Source organism: Streptococcus oralis (genome assembly GCF_024399415.1).
In the GTDB taxonomy this organism is placed as follows: Bacteria; Bacillota; Bacilli; order Lactobacillales; family Streptococcaceae; genus Streptococcus; species Streptococcus oralis_CS.
In genome coordinates this window covers 32,883-49,763 of sequence record NZ_CP029257.1, presented here as the reverse complement: position 1 = coordinate 49,763, position 16,881 = coordinate 32,883, and the positions used below count along the sequence as shown (strand labels likewise).

Sequence of the window (16,881 nt, the reverse complement as noted above, 5' to 3'; positions counted from 1 at the left end):
ATTGTCAGAAAACTATCTTTGTTCGCTTTTTATATTTAAGGCTAGACTTTTGTCCCAAGCTCATTAAGTGCGGAATATCTCTAAAGTATGTAGCCATGTTTTATATCTACCAGACATAGGAAATCTGATTTATTCGTTTCATTTTTATATCAATTACATCAAAACACTCTGGTGTGAATATAGCTAAATTGAAACCTTCTAGATTCATAACACTACGGAATTCAATTCCTTGAAAGGCATATTGTTCAGGATATTCTTCTGAGACTATAGATCTGACAAAATCAGCTATATATTGAGTTGGGAGATAATCTAAAACATCATCAGACTTTCTCATTACTCTCCCCATCTCATAATCAATTTGTTTTAGATGCTTTTTATTAATTGCCAACTCAGCAATGTCATCAATAATCCCATCTTGAAAGGGACTAATTTCATTGATTTTTTTAAAATCAATAACTGTTATAGGAGACTTTAATTCAAAAGTCCCAATGCAGACATGGTCATATAAACCTGTTCTAGTTTCATGTAATGCTGTTTTTTCTGTATCACCCAAATATAACGTCACAATCCCTCTTGCATTCGCTCTTCCATCAGCAGATTTACCTTTAGGGGGTGCACCTATTTCTTCCGGCTCAAATTGTTTTCTATCTTTTGCAATTCTACATCTAAAGAATTGTTCTCCTCCTGAATAAGTCTTTTGGATAGCTTCACAATACTTTGCTAAAATACCTTTATTAATCTGGTTAGAATGAAAACGATTATTATATTTAATATCTTCAACAAAACATTCCCAACCCTTACTGAATAACGAATGCTCCTGTAAATAGATAGGATCATACATTTTATCTACTCCAACAGGTGAGTTTAACAAATTTGGAATTTCTTCAAACAGTTCTTTACAAATTTCTGAAAGCATTTGATAAACCTTATACTCATCATTAGTAGTAAATATGTTCCAATTTGTTGCTACTTCAGTTTTTAATAGCGTCTCTTGCCCAGATTGGAAATTTTCTATTTTTTCTATTGGAGAAAAAATAGAAATAAATGAACTAAAATAATCAATTAAATAATTATCTTTCTGCGTATCATAAACAAAGTCATTCGCATTACTACATAAATCACAGCTAGACTGTCTTTCAGCTATGATTACTTGAGATTTAAGAATTTCATCTGCAAAGCATTTTTGACAAAACTTCATTAACTATCTGTCTCCATTTATTTGATCAAGATATTTACCAACCAATTCAATATGATGCATCATGGTTAATTTTTTAATGGTGCCAAGACCTGGATAAGAGCCCGTTCTATACAGTTTTTCAAACTCATTGATTGCCAGTGTTCTTTGCACTTGACCCGCATCAACATAACCAATTAATTTCTCAAGTGCTTCCTTAAACTTACCAGCTGGATTTGTTGGCTCTTGATTAGTATCTGATACAAAATGGTGAATTCTTAGATTTTCATCAGAGTCAAAATAAACGATATGAATAGCTATAGCAGTGGGGGCAAATCCTGAATCACTGTAGCTCTCGCCAACGATAGAGTAATCCGAAAATCCCTTATACCCATCCTTTAAAAAATATTTATGATCTTCTGAGAAAAATTCATCTGTTTTTTTAGCATAATCTACATTTCTTGGCGCTTTCTTAAATCTGTCACTAATTTTGACTTTGCTCCCGCTAACCTCTCTGTTTAACTTACTGTCTTCCCCAATAATATTGTAGGCTGTTAGTTCTGTATTATAATTATCTTCGTATCCATTTAAATCATCAGGATCTTTACATATTGTGATTTGCCTATTCATGTCATCATTCTGCTTGAAATTATCAGCTTTTTGATAATCTGTGCTCATCAGTGAGGCAAAGTACAAATGCTCACTCTGCTCAATCACTTTGTCTAAGCGGCTTGCTCGATTTTTTTCGTTTTTGCTGTATTCCTCATTAAAGAACCCTACTGCTGGATTCATGATGAGGGCGCACGGTTGCTTCTTCGTTGCAAATGCTTCCAAAGCGCTGACCAGAGTTGGGGATAATCTCACTGGTTCAATAATTGGAATAACATTGTTGCTTAACTTATTATTTTCTAATAACTCTCTGAGCGCTATTAATTCATATTGCCGACCTCTTAGGTATGGAAAATACATACTTTGCTCCTCCTATTTTTGTAAAAATTGAGCAAGTGCATCATAATCCTTTGGTTTAAAGTTCATGAAATACACCAAAAACTTGAGTTCATATGGGACCGCCGCAAACAATTCTTTATTGATTGGATTTCTTTTTTTCAGTTCAATTAAAAAATCTGAATAAAATTGCTCTAGTCGAATATCCTCAGTTAGTTGCCTACAAACATCGTAATAATCGAATTGAGAGACCTGAGGTAAAGAACCAAAACGCTTCTCAATAATACTTTCATATTCGCGTTTCCGAAGAATACTGAAAATGACATCTCTATCTAAATCATTATTGTATTCCTTGGGTTCCATCACTGTTTTAATTTTTACGTTTTTTTGTAGAATATATAGACCAATAGGTTTATTAATCTCAGCAATTTTTCTTTTTGCCATGTCAATGTTCTTTTCGTATGTCACAATGGCAACATGGTTAAAAGCTTTATAATATTCATTGATTTGATTTTCAAGTCTGTCAAAATTGTCTAATTCTGTTTTTATTTCATACACAACCGCCTTTCCGTTGATTAAAATAAAATCTGGTTTTGCTCGACCGACAGGTATCTCTGTTAAAGCTGTTGTAGTATTGACACTATGTATTCCTAATAAACGTTTATTTAAAAGAGTATTCTTATAGAAGTATTCGTTCCGATACGACCGAGATAGTTTATTATAAATATTTTGAATAGTGGACAAATTATTTTCTAATTTATAATGTTGCGAAACACGCTCAAAAACTGGATCTTTTTTATTTTGTACGAGATTTTTGATAGTATTTCTGGAAAAAAATCTATTTATTAAATAATTTTTTTTAATTTCCAAATCAATCCCCTCCTTGATTGCGCTCTGCTAACATCATTATATCAAAAATATCTACTTCTAACATAGTTTATCATAACTTTATTTATTACCTTGCTGATAAAATTATGATGTTTTCTAATTTACAAATAAATTCGCTTCTCATAATTTTTTATTAATCTATTATTTCATTTCAAAAAAAGGAAAGAAACTGTTTTCTTCCCTTTCGTTTTCTTAATGTCTAAAATGTCTCACGCCTGTGAAGACCATAGTCAAGCCATATTTGTCAGCGGCTTCGATAGATTCTTGGTCACGAACGGAGCCTCCTGGCTGGATGATGGCCTTGATCCCTGCCTTAGCGATTTCTTCCACGTTATCCGCAAATGGGAAGAAGGCATCCGAAGCAAGGACAGCACCGTCAAGACGGTCTTTGGCTTGTTCAATGGCGATGCGAACAGAAGCCACTCGGTTGGTTTGACCTGGGCCAACACCGAGTGTCATATGGTCGTTGGTTACGATGATACCGTTTGATTTGACGTACTTGATAGCTTTCCAAGCGAACTCAAGGGCAGTCGCTTCAGTTTCTGTTGGTTGGCGTTTGGTCACCACTTGCCAGTCAGCCGGGCTCTCTTTCACCACGTCTTGGTTTTGCACCAGAAGTCCACCTACTACACCTGTGTATTCTGCTTCCACTTCACTAGCATCTTGAGCGTCAAATGGCAAGGCAAGGATACGCAAGTTTTTCTTTTTGTTGGTCAAAATGGCTAGCGCTTCATCCGTATAGCTTGGTGCGATGATGATTTCAAGGAAAACGCCATGCATCTTCTCAGCTGTCGCAGCATCCACCTCACGGTTAAGAACGACAATCCCACCAAAGATAGACACTGGGTCAGACTCATAAGCATAGTCCCAAGCAGTCTCGATGTCATCAGCTTGACCGATACCACAAGGATTCATGTGTTTGAGAGCCACAACGGTTGGACGGTCTTTGAAGTCACGGATAATACGAATGGCAGCATCCGCATCGCGGATGTTGTTGAAAGATAGCTCCTTACCGTTGAGCTGTTTCGCTGTTGCAATCGAGTAATCCGTTGGCAAAGCTTTTTGGTAGAAATCTGCATCCTGTTGAGGATTTTCCCCATAGCGCATGGCTTGTTTGAGGTCATAGGTCAAGGTCAACTTTTCAGGTTTGCTTTCGCCCACTTGAGCTGTGAAATATTCTGCAATCAAAGCATCATAAGCTGCTGTGTGACGGAAAACCTTGGCTGCCAGACGTTGACGAGTTTCGTAAGTCGTTTCGCCGTTAGCTGCCAATTCGTTAAGCACCACAGCATAGTCAGAAGGATCTACCACAACTGTTACGCTGGCGTGATTTTTCGCTGCCGAACGAAGCATAGACGGACCACCGATATCGATGTTTTCAACGGCATCAGCGTAGGTCACGTCTGGTTTTAGAATGGTTTCCTTGAATGGGTAAAGGTTGACCACTACAAGGTCGATAAGCTCGATCTTATTGTCCTTAGCCGCCTCAAGGTGGCTATCCAAATCACGACGAGCCAAGAGCCCACCATGGATATTTGGGTGAAGGGTCTTGACACGGCCGTCCATCATTTCTGGAAAACCCGTCACATCATCGATCGCAATGGTCCCCACCCCAGCATTATCCAGGGTAACTTTTGTCCCACCTGTCGAGATGATATCCCAACCAAGTTTTTTAAGTTCTTGGGCAAATTCAACAATGCCCGCTTTGTCTGAGACGCTGATTAAGGCCTTTTTCGTCATTCTATTCCTCTTTCTTTAGATCCAAGCGCATAGCGACTTCGTTATTTTCTTCTATAAATCCTGTTTCCTGAAAACCCAGACTAGTCAACAGGTGCTTCATTTTTTCATTTCCAACCACATAATCTGCGGTAATATGACTGCAAGCTCTATCCATCTGGGCCTCTTTGATTAGAACTTCCAAGGCTTTTCGACCATAACCTCTTCCTTGGTACTACTGACCAATCATTATCCGCCAGATAAAGTATTCCGCTTCATCCTTGTCTATTTCTAGCAGGAGAAAGCCAACCACTTGCTTATCCCAATAGATTGCCATCGGAAACACATCTTCGTTTTTCCGGTAGAGCCATGCATCAGCTAAAGAGCGCACATTTGGAGCTACGAAACGTGCTCGTTCATCAGCTTCTGATATTTTCAAATCCAACACTGCCTGAAAACTGCTCTCATCTACCAATTTCAGTTCAATCATTTTTTCTCCTAGCAAGATTACGCAATCAAAACTTGATTTACTTCTTACATTCTCTCCACTCCCAAGCTATCCAGCACCTCTGGATACAACTTGTACTCCGCTTCATGAATGCGAGCTTCAAAGCTTTCGATGGTATCATCAGCTAGTCGTGGCACTCGGACTTGCTTGATAACCTTTCCTGTATCTACACCAGAGTCCACCCAGTGAATGGTCACGCCGCTCTCAGTAACTCCAGCATTCCAAGCGTCCTCAATCCCATGAGCTCCTGGAAATTCTGGCAGGTAGGCTGGATGAATGTTGATAATTCGGCCCTCATAAGCTGACAATAAAGTTGGCCCAACGATTTTCATGTAGCCAGCGAGGCAAACCAAGTCAATCTGGTGTTCTTCCAAGAGCTCGACAAGAGCTGCTTCGTAGTCCGCCTTGTTCTCAAACTCCTTGAGTTCAAAAGCATAGGACAGGACGCCGAGCTTGTCTGCACGTTCGAGCACATAGGCGTCACGATGGTCTGAAAAGACAAACTCCACCGGAAATTCTTCAGCAATCACCTGAAAATTTGAGCCATTACCAGAGGCAAAAACCGCTATTTTTTTCATTTGATGATGACACTTTCGTTTTCTTTCTTGACGATGCGACCAATTTCATAGACTGGTTCATCCAACAAATCCTTGACGCGACCTACATTTTCAGGGCTAACTGCCAGCATGAGTCCCACACCCATATTGAAGATTTCAAACATTTCTTCATGCTTTATTTCACCGTATTTTTCAAGGGCTTTGAAAATCGGAAGCACTGGGACCTTGTCTTCTTCAATTTCCGCAGCTAGGTCAGCCGCAAACATACGAGGGACATTCTCGATAAAGCCCCCACCTGTGATGTGGGCAATCCCGTTTACCAAGCCTTCCTTGATGAGTGGCAAGACAGCCTTGACGTAGATACGAGTTGGCTCAAGAAGGACTTCCTTGAGTTTCTTGCCTTCCAATTCTGGCAAGACTTCCTCACCTGTATAGTTGGCAAAGACACGACGCACGAGTGAGTAACCATTTGAGTGAATACCACTCGAAGCAAGCCCGAGAAGGACATCTCCTTCAGCTACTTTTGAACCGTCTATGATTTGAGATTTTTCAGCCACACCTACTGCAAAACCAGCCAGATCGTAGTCATCTGCGCCATACATACCAGGCATTTCAGCCGTTTCCCCACCGATGAGAGCAGCGCCTGCCTGCACACAACCTTCTGCCACACCAGCAACGACTTGTTCTAGTTTAGCTGGTTCATTCTTGCCAGTCGCGACGTAGTCAAGGAAGTAAAGAGGCTCCGCACCTGCAGCGATGATGTCATTAACACACATGGCCACACAGTCCTGCCCGATGGTATCGTGCTTGTCGTACTTGATAGCCAGCATGAGCTTGGTTCCGACACCGTCAGTCCCTGAAATCAAGACGGGCTCTTTGACACCTGTTTTTGAGAGGTCAAACATGCCACCGAAACCACCAAGAGCTCCCATGACACCCGCACGCTCCGTGCGAGCCACATGCTTTTTGATCCGCTCAACAACTTCATAACCCGCTTCAACATCCACACCCGACTGGGCGTACGCATTTTTATTTGCCATTTTATTTTTCCTTTTCTTTGAGAAGATTGCGACGTATTTTTAGATAAACAATTATTTTATCTAAAAATACTAGTCAGGGCTCTAGCTTTGGTCCCATAGGGCAAAGCGTCTACTGACAAATGCTTTAGCTTTTAGTCAGTAGCGAGACGTGGAGCATAAGCATTTTTATTTGTCATCTTCTCTTCCTTTCCTTTCATGGAGAGTCTTTATCCGTCTATTTGTAAAAACTGGTCTTATCCCCCAAACTTCTACGATAGTCTTCCTCATAGTCGTAGAGAGGAGTTGGGTAGTCGCCGTCAAAGTAAGCGACACAAAGACCACCGTTTGGCGCATCTGTTTCAATCCCGATAGAATCAATCAAGCCATCAATCGAAAGATAGGTCAGGCTATCCGCACCAATGATTTGGCGAGTTTCTTCGACCGTATGATTGGCCGCAATCAGCTCCTGACGCGTCTGGATATCAATCCCGTAAAAACATGGATAAGCTAGCGCTGGACTACCAATAGCAACGTGAACTTCAGAAGCCCCCGCTTCTTTCAAAAGCTGAACGATACGGCGAGAGGTTGTCCCACGAACAATGGAATCATCAATCATGACCACACGTTTGCCTTTGACAACGCCCGAAACAGCAGACAGTTTCATCCGCACCCCTTGCTCCCGCAATTCTTGAGTCGGTTGGATAAAGGTGCGTTGGGTGTATTGGTTTTTGATGAGACCCATTTCATTTGGCAGACCAGATTCTTCTGCAAATCCCATGGCTGCGCTGAGCGAGGAATTTGGCACACCGACCACAATATCCGCTTCGTGCTTGAACTCACGCGCCAATTGAGCTCCCATTCTCTTGCGGGCTGTATGGACGTTGACACCATGGATATTGGAGTCAGGACGGGCAAAATAGATATACTCCATAGAGCAAATCGCCAACTGGGTATCATTCGTATAGCTATCGTACTGAATCCCATTGTCATCCACAATCACAATTTCCCCTGGTTTCACATCACGAATCCACTCGGCACCAATGACTTCAAAGGCACAGGTCTCAGATGAAACCACAACTGCTCCATTGGCCATTTTCCCAATAGAAAGTGGACGGAAACCATTAGGATCAAGCGCAGCAATCAACTTGTCCTCAAACAGCAGGATATAAGCAAATCCACCTTTGACAAGACTGAGCGCCTCTTTGATTTTGCCCATCAAGTTCGGATTGTGACTCCGACGAATGAGGTGGGCCAAGATTTCCGAGTCCGAAGTTGAACTGAAAATAGCTCCTCTTTGTTCCAATTCTTGCTTGAGCGATCCGGCATTGGTCAAGTTTCCGTTATGAGCAAGGCCAAACTGCATATCATGAAAGCGAAAAAGGAAGGGCTGGATGTTATCCACAGAAGCTTCGCCAGCAGTCGCATAACGCACATGCCCAATCGCGCTCGTTCCTGTCAATTTATCCAAATTAGCTGGATTTCTGAACACTTCTGATAAAAGCCCCATATCACGATGACGCTTCAATTGCCCCTGATCATTGGAGAGGATTCCTGCCCCTTCCTGACCACGGTGCTGAAGACTATGGAGACCAAAATAGGTCAATTTAGCAGCATCTGGATGTCCCCAGATACCGAAAACACCACATTCTTCATTAAGAGATTTTACTTCGTATGTCATTTTTTATACCTTTTATTTCCCTGTGAAATAACGTACCGCCGACGCAAACAGGTGCTGGTCTTTATTCCCTGGGATGTTTTGGAAAAGACCGTCTTCATAACGTTCTGAGTGTCCCATCTTACCGATGATTTGACCATTCTTGCTGGTAATTCCTTCGATGGCATTTACCGAACCATTCGGATTGTACTTAGAATCCATACTTGGTTTGCCGTCAAAGTCAACGTATTGGCTAAAGATTTGACCATTGTCACGGAGCTCCGCAAATTCCTCAGCCGTCGCGACAAACTTCCCTTCACCGTGTGACACTGGGATGGCATGGATATCGCCCACTTGCACTCCAGCCAACCATGGCGAGTTGGTATTGGCAATTCGCGTTTCCACCATCTTAGCCACGTGCTGGTTGGCATCATTGTAGAAGAGGGTTGGACTAGTGCTGCTTGCATCTTCAAAGTTGCCATATGGAAGAAGACCTGATTTGACGAGGGCTTGGAATCCATTACAGATACCGATAATCAAGCCACCACGAACGATAAAGCTATCAATGGCTGCACGCACTTTTTCATTGAGCAAGATATTCACGATAAATTTAGCTGATCCATCCGGCTCATCCGCAGCTGAGAATCCACCTGCAAAGAAGAGAATGTTTGCCTTGCCGATATTGTCAACCATGGTTTCAACTGACTTGACAATAGCTTCTTCATTCAAGGTCACAAATGGCACCAAGTTAACCTCTGCACCTTCTTTTTCAAAAGCTTTTGCTGAGTCATATTCTGAGTTTGTTCCTGGGAAGACTGGGATGTAAACCACTGGTTTTTCAATAGTTTCCTTGGCTTTGATGACTGCGTCAGAAGCGACAGCTGGCACTTCAGCCAATTCTTTAGCTTGGGCAAATTCAGTTGGGTAAACTTCTTCCAGTTTCCCTTGGAAGGCACTGTCAAGTTTCTGTCCATCTAACTTCACACCGTTGACAAGGAGTGTAAAGTCTACTCTTGTTCGTCCAATCTTCTCTACTCCAGTGATTTCTTCAGGAGAGGTGAAGACAAATCCACCCAATTGAGCTGTCAAAGCTATCTCAAGTTCAGGCAAGGTCACCTCTGCACCGATATGGTTCCCAAAGGTAGCAAGAGCCAAGCTTTCAAGGACACCACCATATTTAACAGCTGATGCAGATGTTACTTTGTGATCAGCTTGGATGGCTTCAAATTGAGCAAAATTAGACTTAATCAAGTCAAAATCAATCTCTGCAGCAAGAGCTTGACCTGGGATGTAGTAGATATTTTCACCAGCAGTCTTGAACTCAGGAGAGAGCACCTTACGGCTATCTGCCGTCGTCACCCCAAAGGCAACCAAGATTGGCGGTACGGTCAATTCTTCAAAGGTACCAGACATGGAGTCCTTACCACCGATAGATGGCAAGCCAAGCTGGATTTGTGCTTCGATAGATCCTAGAAGAGCCGCTACTGGCTGACCAAAACGCTCTGCTTGTTTATCCATGCGTTCGAAATACTCTTGGTAAGAGAAGCGAGCCTTAGACCAGTTTGCACCAGTAGCCACCAAACGAGCGGTTGCTTCGATAACCGCATAGGCAGCACCGTGGTATGGAGACCATTCTGCCACATAAGGGTTGAAACCTTGCGCCATGACAGACGCAGTGTGAGTCACGCCGTGTTGAACTGGCAATTTCTGCACAGATGCCTCAGTTGGTGTGAGTTGGTAGCGACCGCCAAGTGGGTGATTGACCGTTGAACGACCGACCGAGCAGTCAAAGATAGTCTGCAAGCCTTTTTGACTTGCATGGTTGAGATCAGATAGAACCGCAAGGGTATCAGCTTCAAGTGTTTCAGCACTTGTTTTACGCTCTTCTGGGAGCTTGACATCCTTGTCTACCACCTTGACATCGACAACCACGCGCACACCGTTTGTATCAAGGAAACGGCGTTCCAAGTCGACAATCGTTTCACCATTCCAGTGCATGACAAGATTTGGTTTTTCAGTCACTGTCGCAACAACAACAGCATCAATATTTTCTTTGTTACATTCCGCAACGAAGGCATCTACATCCTCAGGACGAACCACCACAGCCATCCGTTCTTGTGATTCAGAAATAGCAATTTCGGTACCGTTCAAACCTTGGTATTTAAGAGGAACCTTGTTGAGGTCGATTTCAAGACCATCTGCCAATTCACCGATAGCCACACAGACACCACCAGCGCCAAAGTCATTGGATTTCTTGATCAGACGAGTGACATCTCCATTACGGAAAAGACGTTGAATCTTACGTTCTTCGATGGCATTCCCTTTTTGAACCTCAGCACCAGCAGTCTCTACAGACTCAACTGTTTGAACCTTAGAAGATCCCGTTGCACCCCCGACACCATCACGTCCAGTCTTACCACCGAGCAAGATAATCACATCGCCGGCTTCCGGTTTTTCACGGACTACATTGCCCTTAGGAGCAGCACCAACAACGGCACCAAGCTCCATGCGTTTGGCTACAAAGCCTGGGTGGAAATATTCACGAACGTAGGTCGTCGCAAGCCCAATCTGGTTCCCGTATGAAGAATAACCATGAGCCGCTGTTTTAGAAATAACTTGTTGTGGCAATTTCCCAGCGCGAGTTTCCGAAATCGGTGCTGTAATATCTCCAGCACCTGAGATACGCATAGCTTGGTAAACGTAGGAACGACCTGACAATGGGTCACGAATAGCTCCACCGATACAAGTAGCAGCCCCACCAAATGGTTCGATTTCTGTTGGGTGGTTGTGGGTTTCGTTCTTAAACATGAGGAGCCAAGGTTCCTTGACACCATCAACGTCCACTTCGATTTCAACCGAGCATGCATTGATTTCGTCAGACACTTCCATATCGTCTAAACGACCATTAGCACGCTCATAACGACCAAAAATAGTCGCCATATCCATCAAGGTTTGTGGCTTTTCAGACCGACCTAGTTCATCACGCATGGCAATATACTTGTCATAAGTCGCTTGCAATTGCTTTTGGAATTTAGAAGCTGAGAAATCAATCTGTTTCAACTCCGTCTCAAAAGTCGTGTGACGGCAGTGGTCAGACCAATAAGTGTCCAAAACCTTGAGCTCTGTTTCTGTCGGCACGCGCCCGATTGACTTGAAGTAGTCTTGGATAAAGAGCAAATCATCCACTTCCATGGCCATCCCTTGCTCAGCCTTGTAGCGAGCAAAGTCTTCTGCCGTATAGTTTTCAAAGAAAGTCAATTTTGGAATAGTCTTGTCCGACTCTGAAAATTCCTGCTTGGCAATCCCTGTCGTGATGTCCTTGAAACGAGAATCAACTGGGTTGAGCAAGTAGTTCTTGACTGCTTCCAACTCAATCGCATCAATATCCTTATTGACCAAGTAAAGCTGGGCTGTGTTGACTGTTACATCACTTGAACTTCCCAGTAAAAGCAAGGCTTCCTGTGAAGAAGCTGCACGCTGGTCAAATTGACCAGGCAGGCTTTCAATGGCAAAGAAAGCATAGTTGGCAAGATCCGCTTGCACGGCCGCTTCGTCCAAGACATGATCCGTCACCTGCTCAGAGAAGATGTGCTTCTCTGCAGGTGCAAACAAGTCCTCTGCCAAATCAAAGACATCATAAACCTGCACAATGCGAATACTTTTCAAAGTTGACAGTTCCAAGTTGTGCTGGAGTTCCCTTACCAAACTCTCTGACTTAACCTGAAAATCAGCCTTTTTTTCAACAAAAATACGTTTATCCATCAATTCTTATTCCTTTATTTCAGCTCTTGCAATGTTCTCAAACGACCTTGAAGATGTTATTTTAAACCTTGCAACTTTTCCCAGACAACTTCGTAAACATCAGTTAGTTCTCCCAATCCACGACGGAAAACATCCTTGTCCATATGATTGCCATCTGCATCCCACAGACGGCAGTTATCTGGTGAAAACTCGTCTGCCAAGATAATCTTGCCATCCTTGTCAAAACCAAACTCTAGCTTAAAGTCAATCAATTTAAGACCAATCTCAGCAAACCAAGCTTTCAAGAGCTCATTGATACGACGGGTTTCTTCTTTCAAGTAAGCAATCTGCTGGTCATCCGCAATTTTTAGGAATTTCACATGCTCATCATTGATAAAGGGGTCATCCAAATCATCATTTTTATAGTAAAATTCGACAATTGGAGTCTCAAATGCAATACCTTCTTCTACGCCAAAACGTTTTGAAAAGGAACCAGCCGTGTAGTTGCGGAGCACAACTTCCAAAGGAATAATCTCAACTTTTTTATTGAGCTGTTCCGTATCCGAAAGCTTCTCCACAAAATGAGTTGCTACACCAGCCGCATTTAATTTCTCAAAAATAAAAGATGAAATCTGATTATTTAACACTCCCTTACCCGCAATCTGCTCCTTCTTGACACCGTTGAAGGCAGTCGCCTGGTCCTTGTAAGTTGAAATAATGAGATTTTCATCCTCAGTTGTATAGATATCCTTGGCTTTTCCCGAATAGATCAGTTGTTTTGACATTTTAAAGTTCGCCTTTCGTTTTACTTGAGCACATTCTACCACAAAAGCATGAAAAATTCAAGATTTTTACGAATAAATAACATTTTCCTGTTTTAAGCGTAAAGAAAAACTGCAAGATGAACTCTTCTTACAGTTTTAAAACCATTTATCCTCTGAAAAACACGAATATTACCCTTTATTTAGAAATTGATCCCAAAAATAACGGAAATAGCTTTTCTTCCCTGTGATCATCTGCAGGCGGCCTTCTAAACCATAACGAAGTGTTGCAGCCTGCTCCGAAGTTAAATTAGTCTCCGCCTCAATTTTAAAGAAATTTCCTTGTTCAGTTTTTGTAGCTGTCGCATCAATACTTGTAATCGTGGAATCCAGGAAAATTTGATTCTTCGCATCATTAGTCGTAGTATAACGAACAGAGTCCCCAATCTTGACTCTAGCAACATCTTTTGAACTGAGATAAGCTGTGAGTTTGGTTTTCCCTTCTTTTTCCAAGGATGGGTAGAGTTGGGCTAGCAGGGTTCCTTCTGCGACCATCGTAGATTCACTAGTCTCAGGATTGAGGTGTAGCACCCCATCCTCACTTGCTGTAATCTTCCCTTTATCTAGGAGACCTCCCTGTACCTTCTTACCCGATTCTGCTTCTAAAATTTTCTGATCCAAAAGAGTTAATTCCTGACCGACTTTGACTAAGTGCTGAGATTTGAGCGATTCCAGTTGACTATCCAGTCCCGTTGCATAGGCTTGTTGAGCTCCAGAACCCGCATACTGCACACGATAGGTAGCTAAACTAGACTCTAGCTGGGCAATTTGTGCATCCACCTGTGCAATAACTTGTGATTTAACTTGCGAATCATCTCCAGCTTGGTTTTTATAGGTCTGATAAAATGAGTAGGCTGCATTTTGACTATCCAGTTGAGCTCCTGTTTCAATCGCCGACTTAGCTGTTTTGTAGTCTCGGATTTTATCCTCTGTTTGGCTGATAAGATTGCCAATCTCGGCCTGGCTCTGACTTGCTACCGCATTTTGAGAAGAGATGCTGGCATTTTGTTGAGAAACATTACTTCTTAGACCATTCGCTTGGCTGAGATAGTCTCTAAACATCTCCTGATAACCAAACTTATCCGCCTCTGGAAATTGATCGCTCCCCTCTTTCAAACTGGATTGCAAATACCCCAACTGCTTTTTTTGATCCTTTAGCATCTCCAATTGACTGGCATATGCCTCTACCTGGACAGCCTCCGCCCCTTGCTGGTACTGAACGAGCAGATCTCCTTGCTTGACCAACTTGTTCTCTTCCAGATAATTGGTCACAATCCGTTGATTGCTAGTCGACTGGATATTGGCAATAATCCGACTAGGTTCGACAGTGGCTCTGGTAGACAAACTAATTTCCTTCTCTGCAAAGACTGCAAATCCTAGCAGAAACACGAGCAGAAGCGACATAGGTAAAATCACCCGACTGGAAAAATTATGGTAACGACGATGGTAAAACTCCGCACTTTCTAAAAATTCTGGTTTCATCTTCTCCTCTTTCTAGCTATTCACCAAATGGGCGTAAAAGCCATCCTGTGCAAGCAAGTCTGCATGGGTACCTTCTTCGACAATCTTGCCCTGATCCAAGACAACAACCTTCTCTGTCCGCTCAGCGATGGTCAAGCGATGGGCGATGAAAATCAAGGTCTTGTCCAAAGCCATGAGATTATCAACAATCCGCTTCTCTGTCAAAATATCCAAACTACTAGTTGCCTCATCCAAAATCAAGACCGGCGCATCTGTCAAGAGAGCACGCGCCAGAGCAATTCTCTGACGTTGACCACCTGAGATCCCTGCCCCATCCGAAGTCAATTCTGTCTGGTAATTCAGTGGCATGCGCTCAATATCCTCCCTAATCTCTGCTAATTCAACTGCCCGTAAGATATCTTCCTGAGTCGTTCCCTCCTTAGCTCCCAAAAGAAGATTCTCCAAAATCGTTCCGTTAAAGACATAGGGCTGTTGAGGCAGATAGTTGATAAACTGGCGCAGAGCTTTTTTATCAATCTGATTGAGATTGACACCACCCAGACTAATCTCTCCCTGACTTGGGTCGTAAAAATTAACCATCATTTTGGCTAAGGTGGTCTTACCCGAACCTGAAATCCCCACAAAAGCCATCTTAGACCCTTGCGGAATGGTCAAATTGATATCCGACAAGACATCACGCCCATAGCCATACTTATAGTGAACTTGTTTAAAGGTCATATCACCTTTCATCATGCTCAAATCTTCTACCGTTTTCTTCTCCTCAAACTCCGAAGCTACTAGATAAACCTCGTTAAGACGGTTATTGGCGACCTGCGCTGTCTGAAGTTTGGTTTGTAGGTTGATGATATTTTCCAAAGGATTGGTAAAGTAAACGAGCAGGGTGTTATAAGTGATCAGCTGGCCCAAACTCATTTTCCCATCCATGACAAGAATAGCTCCCAGCCAGAGAACGGCAACATTGAGCAAAAGCTGGGCAACTTTTTTCAGAGCCTTTTGCTGACTTTCTGCCCGACTATAGGCAAAGGATTTTTTCAGATAAGCTACAAATTCCTTGTCAATCTTTTGGTAACGCTGACTTTCACTGGTCAAAGATTTAATAGTCTCAATACCGTTGATGTCCTCGATAATAGAAGAAGACAGAACTGCATTGGCTTCCATAGTGTCCCGATTCATCTTTTCAAAAGGCTTCATAAAGGCAAAGATAATCGCTGTATAAATGGGAAGTGCAAGCAGACTAATGAAAAAGAGCGTTATATTTTGTGAAAACAAGACAAGCGAGATAATCAAAATCGTCGACACATCTAGGAAAATCGACAGAATAGTCGATGCCAGCGCATCGATGATACTGTTAGCATCCGTAAAACGAGATACAATCTCTCCTGTCCTGCGTGTCGCGAAAAAGGACATCGGTAGGTGAAAAACATGCTTGATGTAGGACAAAATCACATCAATTGACAGACGTTGCCCAAGGATTAGTAGGAGATATTCCTGGGCATAGGACAAAATCTGCTGGAGAATATAGACGATGACCAGCCCAATAGAGATAATACCCAGTGTCGAGCGCATCTGGTCTGGTACGTAACTGTCAATGATGGACTGAAGATAGTAGGAGCCCACGATATTGATCAGGGTTACCAAGAGTGTTGCCAAAACGATATTAGCAATCAAGCCCCGCTGTTTGAGCAAGATAGGTAAAAATGATAAGAGTCCTTGTTTTTTCTCCTTATGGGGGTTATAGTCTGGAGACGGAGCCATAAAGAGACTGACCCCTGTCCATTCTTGCGCAAATCGCTCACGGGAAATCTTGGTCAGCTTGACACCAGGATCTGGATCAGCGATATGAATGTGCTTTTTATCCTGACCTATCACCACATAGTAGTGGAGCAACTTCCCTTCCTTGAGCACATGAGCCACAAAAGGAAAGGTCAAATCTGGCAAATCAAAGAGCGTCATATCCGCCTTTATAGCCCGCGTCTCAAACCCAATCTCCTCTGCTACCTTTACAAGTCCCAAAGCGGTCGTCCCATCCATGGTCGTCTTGGCTAACTCTCGTAGATGAGCCAAGGAGTAATAACTACCGTAGTAGCCAAAGACCATAGCCAAGGAAGCCACGCCACAATCCATCTGATCCACCTGGGGACGATAGTGCCTTTTCCCAAATTTCATATCTTCTCCTTTTTCTAACAATCTCTTTAAAAATTTGTAAGATTATTTTAACCAAACAAGGATAAAAACAGGAAAATATTCCTAAATAAACTATTTTTACGCCTAAAACGCACTTTAAAAAGCATAAACTATTATTTAAATGTAAAAAGCAGAACAAAAGTTCTGCCTGTTTAAAGTAACCGTTAAAAAATGAATGTCTAGAAATAAACT

General features: G+C 42.5%; 11 protein-coding genes and 1 pseudogene. All 12 read right to left on the bottom strand.

Going from position 1 to position 16,881, the window contains the following annotated elements; translation table 11 throughout:
* Positions 1-106 precede the first annotated feature (106 nt).
* Positions 107-1,198 (bottom strand): RES family NAD+ phosphorylase, encoded by a 1,092-nt coding sequence (locus DG474_RS00255; RefSeq protein WP_255778252.1) that lies wholly within the window; start codon positions 1,196-1,198, stop codon positions 107-109.
* 3 nt (positions 1,199-1,201) lie between these two features.
* Positions 1,202-2,143 (bottom strand): sce7725 family protein, encoded by a 942-nt coding sequence (locus DG474_RS00250; protein ID WP_255778251.1) that lies wholly within the window; start codon positions 2,141-2,143, stop codon positions 1,202-1,204.
* 12 nt (positions 2,144-2,155) lie between these two features.
* Positions 2,156-2,989 (bottom strand): sce7726 family protein, encoded by an 834-nt coding sequence (locus DG474_RS00245; RefSeq protein WP_255778250.1) that lies wholly within the window; start codon positions 2,987-2,989, stop codon positions 2,156-2,158.
* Positions 2,990-3,199: 210 nt separating this feature from the next.
* A complete protein-coding gene (gene purH / locus DG474_RS00240) occupies positions 3,200-4,747 on the bottom strand; it encodes a bifunctional phosphoribosylaminoimidazolecarboxamide formyltransferase/IMP cyclohydrolase (protein WP_255778249.1) in 1,548 nt (515 codons plus the stop codon).
* Between the two features lies 1 nt (position 4,748).
* A pseudogene (locus tag DG474_RS00235) lies at positions 4,749-5,213 on the bottom strand (GNAT family N-acetyltransferase).
* Positions 5,214-5,257: 44 nt separating this feature from the next.
* Positions 5,258-5,809: a phosphoribosylglycinamide formyltransferase gene (gene purN, locus DG474_RS00230; protein ID WP_255778248.1), complete on the bottom strand. Its 552-nt coding sequence runs from the start codon at positions 5,807-5,809 to the stop codon at positions 5,258-5,260.
* Entirely contained in the window at positions 5,806-6,828 is a 1,023-nt protein-coding gene (purM, locus tag DG474_RS00225; RefSeq protein ID WP_255778247.1) for a phosphoribosylformylglycinamidine cyclo-ligase, read from the bottom strand. The genes purN and purM overlap by 4 nt, the downstream gene beginning before the upstream one ends.
* 214 nt (positions 6,829-7,042) lie before the next feature.
* Complete coding sequence (gene purF / locus DG474_RS00220; RefSeq protein ID WP_255778246.1) at positions 7,043-8,485, bottom strand: amidophosphoribosyltransferase; 1,443 nt, start codon at positions 8,483-8,485, stop codon at positions 7,043-7,045.
* 12 nt (positions 8,486-8,497) lie between these two features.
* Positions 8,498-12,223 carry a phosphoribosylformylglycinamidine synthase gene (locus tag DG474_RS00215; RefSeq protein WP_255778245.1) on the bottom strand — a complete coding sequence of 1,242 codons (3,726 nt, stop codon included), beginning with the start codon at positions 12,221-12,223 and terminating at the stop codon, positions 8,498-8,500.
* 56 nt (positions 12,224-12,279) lie between these two features.
* Positions 12,280-12,987, bottom strand: coding sequence for a phosphoribosylaminoimidazolesuccinocarboxamide synthase (gene purC / locus DG474_RS00210; protein WP_000043287.1), 708 nt, complete (start codon positions 12,985-12,987; stop codon positions 12,280-12,282).
* A gap of 168 nt (positions 12,988-13,155) precedes the next feature.
* Positions 13,156-14,505, bottom strand: coding sequence for a competence pheromone export protein ComB (gene comB / locus DG474_RS00205; RefSeq protein ID WP_255778244.1), 1,350 nt, complete (start codon positions 14,503-14,505; stop codon positions 13,156-13,158).
* 12 nt (positions 14,506-14,517) lie between these two features.
* On the bottom strand, positions 14,518-16,671 hold the full coding sequence (gene comA / locus DG474_RS00200) for a peptide cleavage/export ABC transporter ComA (RefSeq protein ID WP_255778243.1): 2,154 nt from the start codon (positions 16,669-16,671) through the stop codon (positions 14,518-14,520).
* Between the last annotated feature and the right edge of the window lie 210 nt (positions 16,672-16,881).

Bases quoted from the DNA above. Each gene is read 5' to 3' on its own strand.
- comA (WP_255778243.1), bottom strand. From the start codon at position 16,671: ATGAAATTTGGGAAAAGGCACTATCGTCCCCAGGTGGATCAGATGGAT.
- purC (WP_000043287.1), bottom strand. From the start codon at position 12,987: ATGTCAAAACAACTGATCTATTCGGGAAAAGCCAAGGATATCTATACA.
- purH (WP_255778249.1), bottom strand. From the start codon at position 4,747: ATGACGAAAAAGGCCTTAATCAGCGTCTCAGACAAAGCGGGCATTGTT.
- DG474_RS00255 (WP_255778252.1), bottom strand. From the start codon at position 1,198: ATGAAGTTTTGTCAAAAATGCTTTGCAGATGAAATTCTTAAATCTCAA.
- purM (WP_255778247.1), bottom strand. From the start codon at position 6,828: ATGGCAAATAAAAATGCGTACGCCCAGTCGGGTGTGGATGTTGAAGCG.
- purF (WP_255778246.1), bottom strand. From the start codon at position 8,485: ATGACATACGAAGTAAAATCTCTTAATGAAGAATGTGGTGTTTTCGGT.
- DG474_RS00215 (WP_255778245.1), bottom strand. From the start codon at position 12,223: ATGGATAAACGTATTTTTGTTGAAAAAAAGGCTGATTTTCAGGTTAAG.
- purN (WP_255778248.1), bottom strand. From the start codon at position 5,809: ATGAAAAAAATAGCGGTTTTTGCCTCTGGTAATGGCTCAAATTTTCAG.
- DG474_RS00250 (WP_255778251.1), bottom strand. From the start codon at position 2,143: ATGTATTTTCCATACCTAAGAGGTCGGCAATATGAATTAATAGCGCTC.
- comB (WP_255778244.1), bottom strand. From the start codon at position 14,505: ATGAAACCAGAATTTTTAGAAAGTGCGGAGTTTTACCATCGTCGTTAC.